Source organism: Streptomyces sp. NPDC050560, from assembly GCF_044457285.1.
Lineage (GTDB): Bacteria > Actinomycetota > Actinomycetes > Streptomycetales > Streptomycetaceae > Streptomyces.
On sequence record NZ_JBITGT010000005.1, the window covers coordinates 539,413 to 557,005 of the forward strand.

A 17,593-nucleotide genomic window follows, 5' to 3' on the forward strand; every position below is an offset into this window, starting at 1 on the left:
CGATGGCCCAGACGACCCACCAGACGAACCACCGGACGACCCATCAGTGGCGCGGAATCATCGAGGAGTACCGGGACCGGCTCCCGGTCTCCGGCACCACGCGGATCGTGACGCTCCGCGAGGGCGGCACCCCGCTGGTGCCCGCGCAGGTGCTGTCGGAGCGCACCGGGTGCGAGGTGCACCTCAAGGTCGAGGGGGCCAATCCGACCGGTTCCTTCAAGGACCGCGGCATGACCATGGCCATCACCAAGGCTGCGGAGGAGGGCGCGCGCGCCGTCATCTGCGCCTCCACCGGCAACACCTCGGCGTCCGCAAGCGCGTACGCCGTGCGCGCCGGGATGATCAGCGCGGTGCTGGTGCCCCGCGGCAAGATCGCGCTCGGCAAGATGGGGCAGGCGCTGGTGCACGGCGCGAAGATCCTCCAGGTCGACGGCAACTTCGACGACTGCCTCACCCTCGCCAGGGGCCTGTCGGAGAACTACCCCGTGGCGCTGGTCAATTCGGTCAACCCGGTCCGTATCGAGGGGCAGAAGACCGCGGCGTTCGAGATCGTGGACGCCCTCGGCGACGCCCCCGACATCCACGTCCTGCCGGTCGGCAACGCGGGCAACATCACCGCCTACTGGAAGGGCTACCGGGAGTACGCGGCCGACGGGCCCGCCACGCGCACCCCCCGGATGTTCGGCTACCAGGCGTCGGGTTCCGCGCCCATCGTCCGCGGCGAGGTCGTCAAGGACCCGTCGACCATCGCCACCGCGATCCGTATCGGCAACCCCGCGTCCTGGCAGTTCGCGCTCGCCGCGCGCGACGAGTCCGACGGCCTCATCGACGAGGTGACGGACCGTGAGATCCTGCGCGCCTACCGGCTGTTGGCCGCCGAGGAGGGCGTGTTCGTGGAGCCCGCCTCCGCCGCGTCCGTGGCCGGGCTGCTCAAGGCTCACACGGCGGGGAAGGTCGACCCGGGGCAGCGGATCGTCTGCACGGTGACCGGGAACGGCCTCAAGGACCCCGACTGGGCGGTCGCGGGCGCCCCGCAGCCCCGTACCGTCCCGGTCGACGCCGCCGCCGCGGCACAGCATCTCGGCCTGGACTGAGCCGTCCCGGGACCCCGTCGCGGGCCCCGGCGGCGGGGCCGCGGCCGGTTCCCGGGCCACGCCCCGGCCGCCACCCGCGGTCGGCTCCGGGGCCACGCGACGGCCGCCGTCGCGACAGGGCGGCCCGTCCCGACGGAGTGCCCCGTCCCCGCCTCCCGCCGCGGATGGCCGCCCGCGGCCACGAACCGTGCCCCTCCGGGCACGGCCACAGCGTGCCGCGGCGCGCCCCGCGTGCCCTCGGGGGCAGCGGACGCGTTCCCTCCGGTACCCGGAAGGGCCCGACGCGTTCGCATATGCGACGCCGGACGGCGGAAAGCAAAGCGGGAGGCTCTGTTCCGGTACGGCGCCCGTGGCGGGGCCCCGTATGACCCCGGCCCGGCCACGGGAGGCCAGGGCCCCCTTGGACCACGCCGCAGCGAGGGTTCGCGCCAGGCCGGGCGGGGCAATGGGGGCACAAGGGGGCTCACGACACGCACCGTGCGCCTCCTGTGCGCCCTGTGTCGTGGCAGAACCTTCCTTCGATAGGCTTGCCCCACCCGCTCTGCCGCATATGCAGCGGCGCCCTCCGACACGGCTCGGCCGTGGGCGCCCCGGGTCCCGTCACCTGCCGCACCCCAGGACACGCCAGCAGCGACCACGCCAGGAACACCGCAAGCCGGGCCACCGCACGGCCCGGGTGCCCCGAATCTCCCGAACAGCCAAGCCCACCAGCACATCCCCCAGCGCAAGGAGAGTCGTCGAGCGATGGCCGGTCCCGCCTTCCGTGCCGCCGCCGTCCGGGTGCGCACCCCCGCGACCAGCGCCAACCTCGGACCCGGCTTCGATGCCCTCGGTCTCTCCCTCGGCCTCTACGACGACGTCGTGGTACGGGTCGCGGACTCCGGCCTCGACATCGACATCGCGGGCGAGGGCAGCGAAACGCTCCCCCGCGACGAGAACCACCTGCTGGTGCGCGCCCTGCGCACCGCCTTCGACCTGCTCGGCGGCCAGCCGCGCGGCCTTGAGATCGTCTGCGCCAACCGCATCCCGCACGGCCGCGGCCTCGGCTCGTCCTCCGCCGCGATCTGCGCCGGCATCGTCGCCGCGAGGGCGGTCACCATAGGCGGCGACGCCCGCCTCGACGACACCGCGCTGCTCGAACTCGCCACCGAGATCGAGGGCCACCCCGACAACGTCGCCGCCTGCCTGCTCGGCGGGTTCACGCTCTCCTGGACCGAGGGCGGCGCCGCCCGCGCGATCAGGATGGACGCCGCCGATTCCATCGTTCCGGTGGTTTTCGTGCCCGCCAGGCCCGTACTCACCGAAACCGCGCGCGGTCTGCTGCCGCGCACCGTCCCGCACGTCGACGCCGCCGCCAACGCGGGCCGCGCCGCACTGCTCGTCGAGGCCATGACCAGGCGCCCGGAACTGCTGCTCCCCGCCACCGAGGACCGCCTCCACCAGGAGTACCGGGCCCCCGCCATGCCGGAGAGCACCGCACTGGTCGAGCGGCTGCGCGCGGACGGCGTACCCGCCGTGATCTCCGGCGCCGGGCCCACCGTGCTGGCCCTCACGGGCGAGGAGGAGGCCGAGAAGGTCGCCAGGCTCGCCGGGGACGGCTGGGCGGCCAACCGGCTGCCGCTGGACGGCAAGGGCACCTGCGTCCTGCCGCTGACCACGAACAGGGCCGGATAAACGCCCGTGTGTGCCGGATTTCGAGAGGGGGAATGTTTGTTGCATCCGGTAGTGTTAATCTCAAGTCTGCACCCGACCCCACCATGGCGAGGTGCTTCGTGTCCCTGTCGGGGACAGACATCCTTCCGGGAGCCTCCCGATCCGTTCGGTGCCCTGCACTGAGCGGTCACCCGAGCACGCTCCGGAACCGGCGTGACCCAGCCGCGTGACACAGCCCATGCGTGGCACGGCTCCGGGAATCGCCATCACCAGTTGTTTCTTCCGCCGCTTTGGCGGACCACCGCCCCGGCACGGTCCATCCGACAGGGCCGCCGGACAGCACAACCGGTCGCCGAGCCAGACAGGCCGACGTCCGCTCCAGGGAAGGACCCTTCGTGAGCGACACCACCGATCTGATGGGCGTGACTGCCGACAGCACGGTCGACACCGCTGCCGCGCCCGCCACGGACGCCAATGCTGCGCCTGCCACCGGTGCAACGACCGGGACGCGGCGCCGCCGCGGCACCGGCCTCGAAGGCATGGTGCTGGCCGAGTTGCAGCAGGTCGCATCGGGCCTCGGGATCAGGGGCACCGCGCGGATGCGCAAGAGCCAACTGATCGAGGTCATCAAGGAGGCACAGGCCGGGGGCGGCGCCGCCAAGGCCCCCGAGTCCGAGGCAGAGCCCAAGCCGAAGCGGCGGGCCACCTCAAGGGCGCGTACTGGCGAGGACGGCAAGGACGGCAAGGCGGACAAGCCCGCCAAGGCCGCGAAGAACGCCGGAAAGCCCGCGGGCGACGGGACGGCCCCCGAGGCCCCCGCGAAGACGGCGCCCAAGGGCGGCGAGCAGGCCCAGGACGGCGCCCGCGCCGCCCAGCAGCAGATTGACATCCCAGGACAGCCCGCGAGCGACGACCAGGCGCCCGGTGAGCGCCGCAGGCGCCGCGCCACCGCGGAGGCGGGCAGCCCCGACGCGCGCACCGACGCCGAGGCCAAGTCCGAGCCGAAGGGCGAGGGCGGCTCCCAGAACGGCGACCAGCAGCGCCAGCACGACGGCCAGGGCGGCGGCGAGCACGAGGGCCGCCAGAGCCGCAGGGAGCGCGGCCGCGGCAGGGACCGCGACCGGCGCGGCGGCAAGAACGACGACCAGGGGCAGAACCAGCAGGGCGGCGGCCAGCGCCAGCAGGGGGGCGGCGGCGGACGCCAGCAGCAGCAGGACGACGGCTACGACGACGACGGCGGCGGGCGCCGCGGCCGCCGCGGACGCTACCGCGACCGCCGCGGGCGGCGCGGGCGCGACGAGGTCGGCGAGCCGCAGATCACCGAGGACGACGTCCTGATCCCGGTCGCGGGCATCCTCGACATCCTGGACAATTACGCCTTCATCCGCACCTCCGGCTACCTGCCGGGGCCGAACGACGTGTACGTCTCCCTCGCCCAGGTCCGCAAGAACGGCCTGCGCAAGGGCGACCACATCACCGGCGCCGTGCGGCAGCCCAAGGAGGGCGAGCGCCGCGAGAAGTTCAACGCGCTGGTCAGGCTCGACTCCGTCAACGGCATGGCGCCGGAACACGGCCGCGGCCGCTCGGAGTTCAACAAGCTCACCCCGCTCTACCCGCAGGACAGGCTCCGTCTGGAGACCGACCCCGGGGTGCTGACGACCCGGATCATCGACCTGGTCTCGCCCATCGGCAAGGGGCAGCGCGGCCTGATCGTGGCCCCGCCGAAGACCGGCAAGACCATGATCATGCAGGCCGTGGCCAACGCGATCACGCACAACAACCCCGAGTGCCATCTGATGGTCGTCCTCGTCGACGAGCGTCCGGAAGAGGTCACCGACATGCAGCGCTCGGTCAAGGGCGAGGTCATCTCCTCGACCTTCGACCGGCCTGCCGAGGACCACACCACCGTCGCCGAGCTGGCCATCGAGCGCGCCAAGCGGCTCGTCGAGCTGGGACACGACGTCGTCGTGCTGCTCGACTCCATCACCCGCCTCGGCCGCGCGTACAACCTGGCGGCGCCCGCCTCCGGCCGCATCCTCTCCGGCGGCGTCGACTCCACGGCGCTCTACCCGCCCAAGCGGTTCTTCGGCGCCGCGCGCAACATCGAGGACGGCGGCTCGCTGACCATCCTCGCCACCGCGCTCGTCGACACCGGCTCCCGCATGGACGAGGTGATCTTCGAGGAGTTCAAGGGCACCGGCAACATGGAGCTGAAGCTCGACCGCAAGCTCGCCGACAAGCGGATCTTCCCCGCGGTGGACGTCGACGCGTCCGGCACCCGCAAGGAGGAGATCCTGCTCAGCGGCGAGGAGCTGGGCATCGTGTGGAAGCTGCGCCGGGTGCTGCACGCCCTCGACCAGCAGCAGGCCATCGAACTGCTGCTGGACAAGATGAAGCAGACGAAGTCCAACGCGGAGTTCCTGCTCCAGATCCAGAAGACCACCCCCATGCCCGGCGACTGACAGTCCCCGCGCACGGCCCCGCACGAAGCCGCCCCCGCCACACGCCGTGGCGGGGGCGGTCGTGCGTCGTGCCGGGGTTCGTACGGCCACGCCCGAGACCTATGCCACACCCCGGGCGCGAGTGGCCGGAAAACGGCGGGGCAGGGGCCACGAGGACCACGGGGGCGCAGGCCCCCGGCGGGTTCCGGCGGGTCCGCGCACGATTTCCCGGATCTTTTTCCGGAGAGCGCGCATCACACCTGAGGTGACTGACCCCGCGAAGGGCGGGGTACCCGGCCGTTTCGAGAACCGAGGAGACCATGGCTGACGAGAGCACCGCCGCCCGGGACGAGGGACGGCGCCGCAGGCCCCGCAGCAGGCGCCGCAAGGCCCTGCTGGTGGCGGCGTGGACCGCGGTCGGCCTCGTGGTGGTCGGCGGCAGCGGGCTCGGCTACCTCTACGCCAAGCTGAACGGCAACATCAGCGGCGTCGACATCAACGCCGCCCTCGGCGGCGACCGACCCGCCGACCCGGACAACGGCTCCATGGACATCCTGGTACTCGGCTCCGACTCCCGGGCGGGGTCCAACGGCGAGTACGGCAAGGACGAGGGCTCGTCGCGCTCCGACACGGCGATGATCGTGCACGTCTACAAGGGGCACAAACGCGCCAGCGTGGTGTCCATACCGCGCGACACCCTCGTCACCAGGCCCGACTGCAAGACCGACAAGGGCTCCGAGGCCGCCGGCGGGCGCGACCAGATGTTCAACACCGCCTACCAGGTCGGCGGGCCCGCCTGCGCCGTCAAGACCGTCGAGGCGATGTCCGGGATCAGGATGGACCACTACCTGGAGGTCGACTTCACTGGCTTCAAGAAGCTCGTGGACACTCTGGGCGGCGTCGACATCACCACCAGCAAGCGCATAGACGACGACAAGAGCCACCTCCACCTCGCGCCGGGACCCCACACCCTCGGCGGCGAGCAGGCGCTCGGCCTCGTCCGCACCCGGCACGGCGTCGGCGACGGCAGCGACCTCGGCCGCATCCAGCTCCAGCAGGCGTTCATCAAGGCCCTCATCGGCCAGGTCGAGCAGGTCGGCCTGTTCAGCGACCCCAAGAAGCTCTACGACCTCGCCGACACCGCCACCAGCGCCCTGACCACCGACTCCGACCTGGACTCCGTACGCAGCCTCGCCGGATTCGCCGGGGGCCTCAAGGGCATCGGCGCCGACCACATCGACATGGTCACCCTGCCCGTCAGGTACGACCCCGCGGACCCCAACCGGGTACTGCCGCAGGACCGCCAGGCCCGCCAGGTCTGGGACGCCCTCAGGGCCGACCGCACCATCCCGGCCTCCGCCACCAAGGACTCCGCGGGCGACAAGGGAGACGCGAAGGACGTCGTCGCCGGACGCTGACACCCGCGCGGGGCCGCGGTGGCCCAAGGTGAACGGCCGCTCACCGCACGCCACCGCGGGCACCCGGCGGAATAACCGCCCCCCGCCCCCGGTTTTGGGACATGCGGCCAGGACTGGCAGACTGGTACGTCGGCTCCGGTTCACGCAGCGCACTCCCGCGCCTGCGACCCGGCGCCCTCCAGAACCTAGGAGAGACCTTGAAGCGCGACATCCACCCCGAGTACGCCGAGACCCAGGTGAGCTGCACCTGCGGGGCGTCCTTCACCACTCGCAGCACCATCCAGGGCGGCACCATCCGTGCCGACGTCTGCTCCGAGTGCCACCCGTTCTACACGGGCAAGCAGAAGATCCTCGACACCGGTGGCCGCGTGGCCCGCTTCGAGGCCCGCTTCGGCAAGGCCGCCACCGGCTCCCGCAAGTAGCGACCTCCCGGGGGGCGTCCCGTTCGGCCTGCGCGGGGTCGCGACGACAGCTACGGCATCCGACCGCGCCCTGTTCCACGAAGATCGACAAGACGCCCCCTGACGCCGGTCCTCGGCAGCCCCCGCCCGGGGCGGCCGGGACCGGCGCTTTTTTCCCGGCCGGGGCCCGGGGACACCCCGGCACGGCGGCCCGTCCCGCCCTCATCGCACGCAGATCAGGAGCCACGGAAGATGTTCGAGGCGGTCGAGGAACTCATCGGCGAACACGCCGACCTGGAGAAGCGGCTCGCGGACCCCTCCGTCCACGCCGACCAGGCCGGGGCCCGCCGGCTCGGCAAGCGCTATGCCGAACTCACCCCCATCGTCGACACCTACCGGCTCTGGAAGCGCACCGGCGACGACATCGAGACCGCCCGCGAACTCGCCGCCGAGGAGCCCGACTTCGCCGCCGAGGTACGCGAACTCGAAGAGCAGCGCGAGCAGGTCACCGAGAAGCTGCGGCTGCTGCTCGTGCCCCGCGACCCCAGCGACGACAAGGACGTCATCCTGGAGATCAAGGCGGGCGCGGGCGGCGACGAGGCCGCGCTCTTCGCGGGCGACCTGCTGCGGATGTACCTGCGCTACGCCGAGCGCGTCGGCTGGAAGACCGAGGTCATCGACGCCACCGAGTCCGAACTCGGCGGCTACAAGGACGTCCAGGTCGCCGTGAAGACCAAGGGCGGCCAGGCCCCCGAGCCGGGCCAGGGCGTCTGGGCCAGGCTCAAGTACGAGGGCGGTGTCCACCGCGTGCAGCGGGTCCCCGCCACCGAGTCCCAGGGCCGCATCCACACCTCCGCCGCGGGCGTGCTCGTCACCCCCGAGGCCGAGGAGATCGACATCGAGATCAACCCGAGCGACCTCAGGATCGACGTCTACCGCTCCTCGGGGCCCGGCGGCCAGTCCGTCAACACCACCGACTCCGCCGTACGCATCACCCACCTGCCCACCGGCGTCGTCGCCTCCTGCCAGAACGAGAAGAGCCAGTTGCAGAACAAGGAGCAGGCCCTGCGTATCCTGCGCTCCAGGCTCCTCGCGGCGGCCCAGGAGGAGGCGGAGAAGGAGGCCGCCGACGCCAGGCGCAGCCAGGTGCGCACCGTCGACAGGTCCGAGAAGATCCGCACGTACAACTTCCCCGAGAACCGCATCTCCGACCACCGGGTCGGCTTCAAGGCGTACAACCTCGACCAGGTGCTCGACGGCGAACTCGACGCCGTGATCCAGGCGTGCGCCGACGCCGACTCGGCCGCGCGGCTCGCCGCCGCCTGACCCCGCCGCCCGCGGCACCCGCCCCACCCGCCGTACCCCACCGCCCGGCACGACCGGCACCAGCCCAGCCCCGGAGGACCAGCGTGAACCTGCTGCTCGCGGAGGTGGCCCAGGCCACCCAGCGGCTGGCCGACGCAGGCGTGCCCTCGCCGCGCAACGACGCGGAGGAGCTGGCCGCCTATGTGCACGGCGTCAAACGGGGCGAGCTGCACACCGTCAAGAACGCCGACTTCGACGCCCGCTACTGGGAGGCCGTCGCCCGCCGCGAGGCCCGCGAGCCGCTCCAGCACATCACCGGGCTCGCCTACTTCCGCTACCTCGAACTGCGGGTGGGCCCCGGGGTCTTCGTGCCACGCCCGGAGACCGAGTCCGTCGTCGACTGGGCCATAGCGGCCGTACGCGCCATGGACGTCGTGGAACCCCTCGTCGTCGACCTCTGCGCGGGCTCGGGAGCCATCGCGCTCGCCATGGCCCAGGAGGTCCCCAGATCCCGGGTGCACGCCGTCGAGCTGTCCGAGGACGCCCTCGTCTTCACCCGCGAGAACGTACGGCGCACCGAGTCCGCCGGCGGCTCCCGGGTCACCGTGCACCAGGGCGACGCCCGCACCGCGCTGCCCGAACTCACCGGCCAGGTCGACCTGGTGGTGTCCAACCCGCCCTACATCCCGCTCACCGAGTGGGAGTACGTGGCGCCCGAGGCCCGCGACCACGACCCGGACCTCGCGCTCTTCTCCGGCGAGGACGGCCTCGACACCATCCGCGGCATCGAGCGCACCGCACACCGGCTGCTGCGCCCCGGCGGCATCGTCGTGGTCGAGCACGCCGACACCCAGGGCGGCCAGGTGCCCTGGATCTTCAGCGAGGAAGCGGGCTGGGCGGACGCCGCCGACCACCCCGACCTCAACAACCGCCCGCGCTTCGCGACCGCCCGCAAGGCGCTGCCGTGACGCCCACACGACCAAGACCGCATGTGTTCCAGGAGGCCGACTGATGGCACGGCGCTACGACACCAATGACGCGACCGACCGCACCACCGGGCTGCGTGAGGCGGGGTCGGCCGTCCGCAGGGGCGAGCTGGTCGTGCTGCCCACCGACACCGTGTACGGCATCGGCGCCGACGCCTTCGCGGGCGAGGCGGTGGCCGACCTGCTGGAAGCCAAGGGCCGCGGACGCAGCATGCCCTCGCCCGTGCTCATCGGCTCCCCGAACACCCTCCACGGGCTCGTCACCGACTTCTCCGAGATGGCGTGGGAGCTGGTGGACGCCTTCTGGCCGGGCGCGCTCACCCTGGTGGCCAGGCACCAGCCCTCGCTCCAGTGGGACCTCGGCGACACCCGCGGCACCGTCGCCGTACGGATGCCGCTGCACCCGGTGGCGATCGAGCTGCTCACCGAGGTCGGCCCGATGGCGGTGTCCTCGGCGAACCTGACGGGCCACGCGGCGCCGGAGACCTGCGACGCCGCCCAGGACATGCTCGGCGACTCGGTGTCGGTCTACCTCGACGGCGGGCCCACGCCGGGCAACGTGCCGTCGTCCATCGTCGACGTCAGCGGCAAGGTGCCCGTGCTGCTGCGCGCCGGCGCGATCGACGCGGAGGAGCTGCGCAAGGTGGTACCCGACCTTGAGGTGGCCAGTTGACCGCCCCTGAGGGGCGTGGCATAGGCACCGGGGAGGCCGGGGGCACCTTCCGCATTCTCCACGTCAGCACGGGCAACGTGTGCCGCTCGCCGATCACCGAGCGGCTGACCAGGCACGCCCTCGCGGACCGGCTCGGGCGCGGCGGCGGGCTCGCCGCGGGTTCGAGCGGCGGGCTCATCGTGGAGAGCGCGGGCACCTGGGGCCACGAGGGGGCGCCGATGGAGGCGCACGCCGCCACCGTGCTGGCCGACTTCGGGGCCGACCCCGCCGGGTTCACCGGGCGTGAACTCCTCGACGAGCACGTGATCAGGGCCGACCTGGTGCTGACCGCGACCCGCGACCACCGGGCGCAGGTCATCTCCATGGGGCACTCGGCGGGCCTGCGCACCTTCACGCTCAAGGAGTTCACCCGCCTGGTGCGGGCCATCGACCCCGCGACGCTGCCGCCGCCCGACGAGGGCGTCGCGGAGCGCGCCCACGCGCTCGTGCGCGCCGCCGCCGCGCTGCGCGGCTGGCTGCTCGCGCCGTCCGCAGAGGCCGACGAGGTGTACGACCCGTACGGGGCGCCGCTGACCTTCTTCCGCTCGGTCGGCGAGGAGATCCAGGAGGCCCTGGACCCGATGCTGTCCGCGCTGACCGGGTACAAGTAGGCCCGTCGGCGGTGCCCGCGCCGCTCGCGGCCGCGAGCGCACACTGCGGCGGTGGGAACTTTTCGTGAGCCCGGTGCGTCACACGGGTGGGTGGGTGAGGGCTGCCCCCGACAGGCGGCCTTCGGCGGCGGGCGGGCTCCGCGGGGGCATTAGGGTGTGGGGCTGTGACGGCCAGCGATACCTGTGGGGAAGCCCGTGCGTGAATATTTGCTGACGCTCTGCATCACGATCGCGGTGACCTACCTGCTCACGGGGCCGGTGCGGAAGTTCGCGATCATGGCGGGCGCCATGCCCGAGATCAGGGCCCGCGACGTGCACCGGGAGCCCACGCCCCGGCTCGGCGGCATCGCGATGTTCTTCGGCCTGTGCGCGGGTCTGCTGGTCGCCGACCATCTGCCGAGCCTCAACGAGGTGTTCGCCTCCCACGAGCCGCGTGCGCTGCTCTCCGGGGCCGCGCTGATCTGGGTGGTCGGTGTCCTCGACGACAAGTTCGAGATCGACGCGCTGATCAAGCTGGGCGCCCAGATGATCGCCGCCGGTGTGATGGTGGTGCAGGGCCTGACCATCCTCTACCTGCCGATCCCCGGCGTCGGCATCGTGGCGCTCACCCAGTGGCAGGGCACCCTGCTGACGGTGGCGCTGGTGGTGATCACCATCAACGCGGTCAACTTCGTCGACGGCCTCGACGGGCTCGCCGCGGGCATGGTGTGCATCGCGACCATCGCGTTCTTCATGTACGCCTACCGGATCTGGTACGGCTACGGTCTTGAGGACGCGGCGCCCGCCACCCTCTTCTCCGCCATCCTGATGGGCATGTGCCTGGGCTTCCTGCCGCACAACATGCACCCCGCGCGGATCTTCATGGGCGACTCGGGCTCGATGCTGATCGGCCTGGTGCTCGCCGCGGGCGCCATCTCCATCACGGGGCAGCTCGACCCGGACGCGCTGAGCCTGTACTCCGGCTCCGTGCGCAACACCGTGCACCAGATGGTGCCCGCCTACATCCCGCTGCTGCTGCCGCTGACCATCATCGCGGTGCCCGCCGCCGACCTGGTGCTCGCGATCGTGCGCCGCACCTGGCGGGGCCAGTCGCCGTTCGCGGCGGACCGCGGGCATCTGCACCACCGGCTGCTGGAGATCGGGCACTCGCACAGCAGGGCCGTACTGATCATGTACTTCTGGTCGGCGCTGATCGCGTTCGGGACGCTGGCGTACTCGGTGAACTCGGCGTCGATGTGGATCGTGCTGACGATCACCGGCCTGAGCGCGGTCGGCCTCGTGCTCCTGCTGCTGCCCCGCTTCAAGCCGAAGACGCCGCTGTGGGCCGAGCACGTGGTGCCGCCGCGCTACCGGGGGCGGCGGCGCGGGCGCGCGGAGGCGGTGGAGCCAGAGCCCGCGGCCGGGGACGCGGCGGAGGCGGAGAATACCGCGCAGGGCCGGACGCAAGAGGCCACCGCCGAGGAGGAATCCGGCGAACCCGCCCTTGCTGGGGCGAACGGCACAAACCGCACATCCGGCCCATCCGCCTCCGGTACCACCGGCGTTACGCGTCCCGCCGTCAACGGCGCGACCGCGATGGGAACCCGTTCGCGCTCGGCGTTCTCCCGAGTGCGCAGGGGAGGCGCCGAGGGGCCTCGCTGACGGGGCGAAAACGGTCCAATATCAGGCAAGTTACCCCCTGTCCTGCACATGCGCGCGGCATCACTCTCACGTGTGACGGCGACCACATCCACCAGGTAAAGACCTCATCAAATAGTTTGTGATACCGTTCACGAAACCCCGGGACAGGGCCGAAGGACCGTAGGTCGACAGGCTTTTGCGCATCACAGCCCGAGGTTTTCGTGCTCCCGTCCGGGACTAGGCTCGTCCACCGCGACGCCCTTCTCCCGTGCTGTGCCGACCCTGACCACGCCACGCTCTGCATCCCCGCCGTCCCCGCTGTCTCCCGCTGCCCCGCTCACCCCACGCCCCTTGGAGTTGCCCTCATGCCCTCCAACGACGTCCGGAACCTCCTCCAGACCGCCGTGCCCACCGTCGCCGCCGGTGCGATCGCCACCGTGGTCAGCGCCGCGGTCGTCGGCGGCAAGGGGGCACTGGGCGCCGTTGTCGGATGTGCGGTGGTCATCGCCTTCATGGGGCTCGGGCTCTACGTGCTCCAGCGCACCGCGGCGTCGCTGCCCCAGCTCTTCCAGGCCATGGGACTGCTGCTCTACGTCGCCCAACTCCTGCTGCTGCTGATCTTCGTGGCGCTCTTCAAGGACACCACCGCCTTCAACCCCAGGGCATTCTCCGCGACCCTCGTCGCCTGCACCGTGGTGTGGATGGCCGCGCAGGCCAGGGCCCACATGAAGGCCAAGATCTTCTACGTGGACCCCGATACGAGCGGGGGCGACAAGGCCGGGAACCCCGAGAAGGCCGAGTCCGCATCGTGAGAAGTAGGGCCGGGATAAGGGCGCGCCACCGCTCCTGCTATGGTCCGGTGCCAACTGCGGCGCCGCGGGCGTGGCCTTCCGAACCGACGCCCGGTCCGGAGCGAGGCGTGAAGCCCGGCCGCAGTCCCCATACCCGCCACACCAGTCCGGTGCCGAACCGCGGCCCCGTGCCGTGCCGACACAACGAGGTTGCCGAACCCATGCCCCACGCTGAAGGAGCCCGCGGTGAGTGCTGACCAGACCCAGCTCGCCTTCGACTGGAGCTGCCGCATCCTGTCCGACAACGGGTGTGGTTTTCCGGCACCGGGCCTGAATTCCTTCCTCTTCGAGCCGCTCTTCTCGTGGGGCAGCTTCGAGTTCAACAAGGTCATGCTGCTCGCCCTGCTGACCACGGTCGTCCTGGTCTGGTTCTTCTGGGCCGCCTTCGGCAGGGCCAAGGTCGTCCCCGGCAAGCTCCAGATGATCGCCGAGGCCGGCTACGACTTCGTACGCCGCGGCGTGGTCTACGAGACCATCGGCAAGAAGGAAGGCGAGAAGTACGTACCGCTCGCGGTGTCGCTCTTCTTCTTCATCTGGCTGATGAACATCTGGTCGGTGATCCCGCTCGCCCAGTTCCCGGTCGGCTCCGTCATCGCCGTGCCGATGTTCCTCGCGATCGTCGTCTGGCTCGTCTGGGTCTCGCTGACCTTCAAGAAGCACGGCTGGGTCGGCGGCTGGAAGAACATCACCGGCTACGACAAGTCACTCGGCGCCGTGCTGCCGCTCGTCATGGTCATCGAGTTCTTCTCGAACCTGTTCGTGCGGCCCTTCACCCACGCGGTACGGCTCTTCGCCAACATGTTCGCGGGCCACCTGATGCTGGTCATGTTCACCGTGGCCTCCTGGTACCTGCTGAACAGCTACATGATCCCCGCCGCGGGCGTCTCGTTCGTCATGACGCTCGTGATGATCCTCTTCGAGCTTTTCGTGCAGGCCGTGCAGGCGTACGTGTTCGTGATGCTGACCTGCTCGTACATCCAGGGCGCGCTCGCCGAGTCGCACTGAGCACGACCCACCGGCACGACCCACCCCTGAACGTCCGGCGGCCAACCACCGTCGGCCCTTGTAAAGAGAAGGAAGAACCGGCATGTCCGCTCTCCAGACCCTCGCCGCCACCGACATCACCGGCTCGCTGGGCTCCATCGGCTACGGCCTCGCCGCGATCGGCCCCGGCATCGGCGTCGGCATCGTCTTCGGCAACGGCACCCAGGCCCTCGCCCGCCAGCCCGAGGCCGCCGGTCTGATCCGCGCCAACCAGATCCTCGGCTTCGCCTTCTGTGAGGCCCTGGCCCTCATCGGCATCGTGATGCCGTTCGTGTTCGGCAAGTAATCGACGCATCGACGCTTGCTGACGCATCTCGACGAAAGGCACTGATGTGATCGCCAACCTGGTCGCCATCGCGGCCGAGGAGGAGCAGAACCCGCTCGTCCCGGCCTGGCCCGAACTGGTCGTCGGGGCCCTCGCCTTCGCCATCGTCTTCTTCGTCTTCTACAAGAAGCTGCTCCCGCGCATCAACGAGGTGCTGGAAGAGCGTCGCGAGAAGATCGAAGGGGGCATGGAACAGGCCGAGGCCGCCAAGACCGAGGCCCAGAGCGTGCTGGAGCAGTACAAGGCCCAGCTCGCCGAGGCCCGGCACGCTGCCTCGTCGCTGCGCCAGGAGGCGCAGGAGCAGGGCGCCGCGCTCATCGCCGAGATGCGCGCGGAGGGCCAGCGCCAGCGCGACGAGATCGTCGCGGCCGGACACGCCCAGATCGAGGCCGACCGCAAGGCCGCGGCGCAGACCCTCCGCCAGGACGTCGGCAGACTCGCCGTCGAACTCGCGGGCCGCATCGTCGGCGAGTCCCTTGAGGACCACGCCCGCCAGAGCCGCACCGTCGACCGGTTCCTCGACGAGCTTGAGACGAAGGCCGAGGCGAACGACGCCGCGGACGCCGGGGCCGCCCGATGACCGCGACAGGTGCGAGCCGCGAGGCGCTCTCCGCCGCCCGCGAGCGGTTCGACGCCCTCGTGGACAGCACGCCCGCGAACCCGGCCGTCCTCGCCGACGAGCTGGCCTCCGTCACCGCGCTGTTCAACCGCGAGGTCGCGCTGCGCCGGGTGCTCACCGACCCGGCGCAGCCCGCCGAGGCCAAGGCCGACCTGGTCGGCAGGCTGCTCGGCGGGCAGGTCGGCGGGGCCACCGTCGACCTGGTCGCCGGCATGGCGCGCTCGCGCTGGTCGCGCTCCCGCGACCTGGTGGACGCGCTGGAGGAACTGGCCCAGATCGCGGACCTCACGGTCGCCCAGCGTGACGGCAGCCTCCACAGCGTCGAGGACGAGCTGTTCCGGTTCGGCCGGATCGTCGCCGCCAACGCCGGGCTGCGCTCCGCGCTCACCGACCGCACCGCCACCGAGGCCGCCAAGGGCAACCTGGTGCGGGAGCTGCTTGAGGGCCGCGCCAAACCCGTCACCGAGCGCCTCGTCGTGCGTCTTGTGACGCAGCCGCGGGGACGTAGCCTGGAGGCGGGACTCGATGCGCTGTCCCGGCTCGCCGCGGAGCGCCGCGACCGTGTGGTCGCCGTCGTCACCACGGCGGTGCCCCTGAGCGACCAGCAGAAGCAGCGCCTCGGCGCCGCGCTCGCCAAGCTCTACGGCCGGGCCATGCACCTCAATCTCGACGTGGACCCGGAAGTACTCGGCGGCATCAGGGTGCAGGTCGGCGACGAGGTCATCAACGGCAGCATCGCCGACCGCGTCGACGAGGCGAGCCGCCGCCTGGCCGGCTGACCAACTCCACACGAGCAGTACCACGGCCCGCGTTGGGCCGAGCCAAGGACACATGTCTCTGGGGCCTGCGGCGGAGCCGCCATCGGGCAAAACCCAGATCCCCCAAGGAAACTTCGGGCCCAACAAGGAGAGCAGGGAATCCAGATGGCGGAGCTCACGATCCGGCCGGAGGAGATCCGGGACGCACTGGAGAACTTCGTCCAGTCGTACAAGCCGGACGCGGCCTCGCGCGAGGAGGTCGGCACGGTCACGCTGGCCGGAGACGGCATCGCGAGGGTCGAGGGACTGCCCTCGGCCATGGCCAATGAACTGCTGAAGTTCGAGGACGGCACCCTCGGCCTCGCGCTCAACCTCGAAGAGCGCGAGATCGGCGCCATCGTCCTCGGCGAGTTCAGCGGCGTCGAGGAGGGCCAGCCGGTCACCCGCACCGGCGAGGTGCTGTCGGTCGCCGTGGGCGAGGGCTACCTCGGCCGCGTCGTCGACCCCCTCGGCAACCCCATCGACGGCCTCGGCGACATCGAGACCGAGGGCCGCCGCGCCCTCGAACTCCAGGCGCCCACCGTCATGCAGCGCAAGTCGGTGCACGAGCCCATGGAGACCGGTTACAAGGCCGTCGACTCCATGGTGCCGATCGGCCGCGGCCAGCGGCAGCTCATCATCGGCGACCGCCAGACCGGCAAGACCGCGCTCGCCGTCGACACGATCATCAACCAGCGTGACAACTGGCGCACCGGCGACCCTGCGAAGCAGGTCCGCTGCATCTACGTCGCCATCGGCCAGAAGGGCTCCACCGTCGCCTCCGTGCGCGGCGCCCTCGAAGAGGCCGGCGCGCTGGAGTACACCACCATCGTGGCCGCCCCGGCGTCCGACCCCGCGGGCTTCAAGTACCTCGCGCCCTACACCGGCTCCGCCATCGGCCAGCACTGGATGTACCAGGGCAAGCACGTCCTGATCATCTTCGACGACCTCTCCAAGCAGGCCGACGCCTACCGCGCCGTCTCCCTGCTGCTGCGCCGCCCGCCGGGCCGCGAGGCGTACCCCGGCGACGTCTTCTACCTGCACTCCCGGCTGCTTGAGCGCTGCGCCAAGCTCTCCGACGACATGGGCGCGGGCTCGATGACGGGCCTGCCGATCGTCGAGACCAAGGCCAACGACGTCTCCGCGTTCATCCCGACCAATGTGATCTCCATCACCGACGGGCAGTGCTTCCTTGAGTCCGACCTGTTCAACGCGGGCGTACGCCCCGCGCTGAACGTCGGCATCTCGGTCTCCCGGGTCGGCGGCTCCGCCCAGCACAAGGCGATCCGCCAGGTCTCGGGCCGGCTGCGCGTGGACCTCGCCCAGTTCCGCGAGCTTGAGGCGTTCGCCGCCTTCGGCTCCGACCTGGACGCCGCCTCCAAGGCACAGCTCGGCCGCGGCCAGCGCATGGTGGAACTGCTCAAGCAGGCCCAGTACGCGCCGTACCCGACCGAGGACCAGGTCGTCTCCATCTGGACCGGCACCAACGGCAAGATGGACGACGTCCCGGTCGAGGACATCAGCCGCTTCGAGCGGGAGCTGCTCGACTACATGCACCGCGAGCAGAAGCCGCTCCTCACGTCCATCGTCGAGGGCGCCAAGATGTCCGACGACACCATCCAGAAGCTCTCCGACACGGTCGACACGTTCAGGCGGACGTTCGAGACCTCCGAAGGAAAGCTCCTCGGCGACGACACCCCCGCCGCCGCGAAGTGA

The 17,593-nt window shown here is 71.2% G+C and carries 16 protein-coding genes; all 16 read left to right on the forward strand.

The window, feature by feature from the left end; translation table 11 throughout:
* Positions 1-2 precede the first annotated feature (2 nt).
* Positions 3-1,094, forward strand: a complete 1,092-nt coding sequence (gene thrC / locus ACIBIW_RS14585) for a threonine synthase (RefSeq protein WP_399335766.1) — start codon at positions 3-5, stop codon at positions 1,092-1,094.
* Positions 1,095-1,838: 744 nt separating this feature from the next.
* Positions 1,839-2,768 (forward strand): homoserine kinase, encoded by a 930-nt coding sequence (gene thrB / locus ACIBIW_RS14590; RefSeq protein WP_399335768.1) that lies wholly within the window; start codon positions 1,839-1,841, stop codon positions 2,766-2,768.
* Positions 2,769-3,142: 374 nt separating this feature from the next.
* Complete coding sequence (gene rho / locus ACIBIW_RS14595) at positions 3,143-5,209, forward strand: transcription termination factor Rho (protein WP_399335770.1); 2,067 nt, start codon at positions 3,143-3,145, stop codon at positions 5,207-5,209.
* Between the two features lie 299 nt (positions 5,210-5,508).
* On the forward strand, positions 5,509-6,606 hold the full coding sequence (locus tag ACIBIW_RS14600; protein ID WP_399335772.1) for an LCP family protein: 1,098 nt from the start codon (positions 5,509-5,511) through the stop codon (positions 6,604-6,606).
* 197 nt (positions 6,607-6,803) lie between these two features.
* Complete coding sequence (gene rpmE / locus ACIBIW_RS14605) at positions 6,804-7,028, forward strand: 50S ribosomal protein L31 (protein WP_399335774.1); 225 nt, start codon at positions 6,804-6,806, stop codon at positions 7,026-7,028.
* Positions 7,029-7,259: 231 nt separating this feature from the next.
* Positions 7,260-8,333, forward strand: coding sequence for a peptide chain release factor 1 (gene prfA / locus ACIBIW_RS14610; RefSeq protein ID WP_399335777.1), 1,074 nt, complete (start codon positions 7,260-7,262; stop codon positions 8,331-8,333).
* Positions 8,334-8,416: 83 nt separating this feature from the next.
* On the forward strand, positions 8,417-9,280 hold the full coding sequence (gene prmC / locus ACIBIW_RS14615) for a peptide chain release factor N(5)-glutamine methyltransferase (protein ID WP_399335779.1): 864 nt from the start codon (positions 8,417-8,419) through the stop codon (positions 9,278-9,280).
* 43 nt (positions 9,281-9,323) lie between these two features.
* Complete coding sequence (locus tag ACIBIW_RS14620) at positions 9,324-9,971, forward strand: L-threonylcarbamoyladenylate synthase (RefSeq protein ID WP_399335781.1); 648 nt, start codon at positions 9,324-9,326, stop codon at positions 9,969-9,971.
* Entirely contained in the window at positions 9,968-10,621 is a 654-nt protein-coding gene (locus ACIBIW_RS14625; protein WP_399335783.1) for a protein-tyrosine-phosphatase, read from the forward strand. Before ACIBIW_RS14620 ends, ACIBIW_RS14625 begins: the two co-directional genes overlap by 4 nt.
* Before the next feature lie 195 nt (positions 10,622-10,816).
* Positions 10,817-12,262, forward strand: coding sequence for an MraY family glycosyltransferase (locus ACIBIW_RS14630; RefSeq protein ID WP_399335785.1), 1,446 nt, complete (start codon positions 10,817-10,819; stop codon positions 12,260-12,262).
* A 344-nt stretch (positions 12,263-12,606) separates the two neighbouring features.
* On the forward strand, positions 12,607-13,053 hold the full coding sequence (locus ACIBIW_RS14635) for a hypothetical protein (protein WP_399335787.1): 447 nt from the start codon (positions 12,607-12,609) through the stop codon (positions 13,051-13,053).
* Between the two features lie 273 nt (positions 13,054-13,326).
* Complete coding sequence (gene atpB / locus ACIBIW_RS14640) at positions 13,327-14,097, forward strand: F0F1 ATP synthase subunit A (RefSeq protein WP_399335871.1); 771 nt, start codon at positions 13,327-13,329, stop codon at positions 14,095-14,097.
* A gap of 82 nt (positions 14,098-14,179) precedes the next feature.
* A complete protein-coding gene (atpE, locus tag ACIBIW_RS14645; RefSeq protein ID WP_399335789.1) occupies positions 14,180-14,422 on the forward strand; it encodes an ATP synthase F0 subunit C in 243 nt (80 codons plus the stop codon).
* A 46-nt stretch (positions 14,423-14,468) separates the two neighbouring features.
* Positions 14,469-15,041: a F0F1 ATP synthase subunit B gene (locus ACIBIW_RS14650; RefSeq protein ID WP_399335791.1), complete on the forward strand. Its 573-nt coding sequence runs from the start codon at positions 14,469-14,471 to the stop codon at positions 15,039-15,041.
* On the forward strand, positions 15,038-15,859 hold the full coding sequence (locus ACIBIW_RS14655) for a F0F1 ATP synthase subunit delta (protein ID WP_399335793.1): 822 nt from the start codon (positions 15,038-15,040) through the stop codon (positions 15,857-15,859). Before ACIBIW_RS14650 ends, ACIBIW_RS14655 begins: the two co-directional genes overlap by 4 nt.
* Before the next feature lie 144 nt (positions 15,860-16,003).
* Entirely contained in the window at positions 16,004-17,593 is a 1,590-nt protein-coding gene (gene atpA, locus ACIBIW_RS14660; RefSeq protein ID WP_399335795.1) for a F0F1 ATP synthase subunit alpha, read from the forward strand.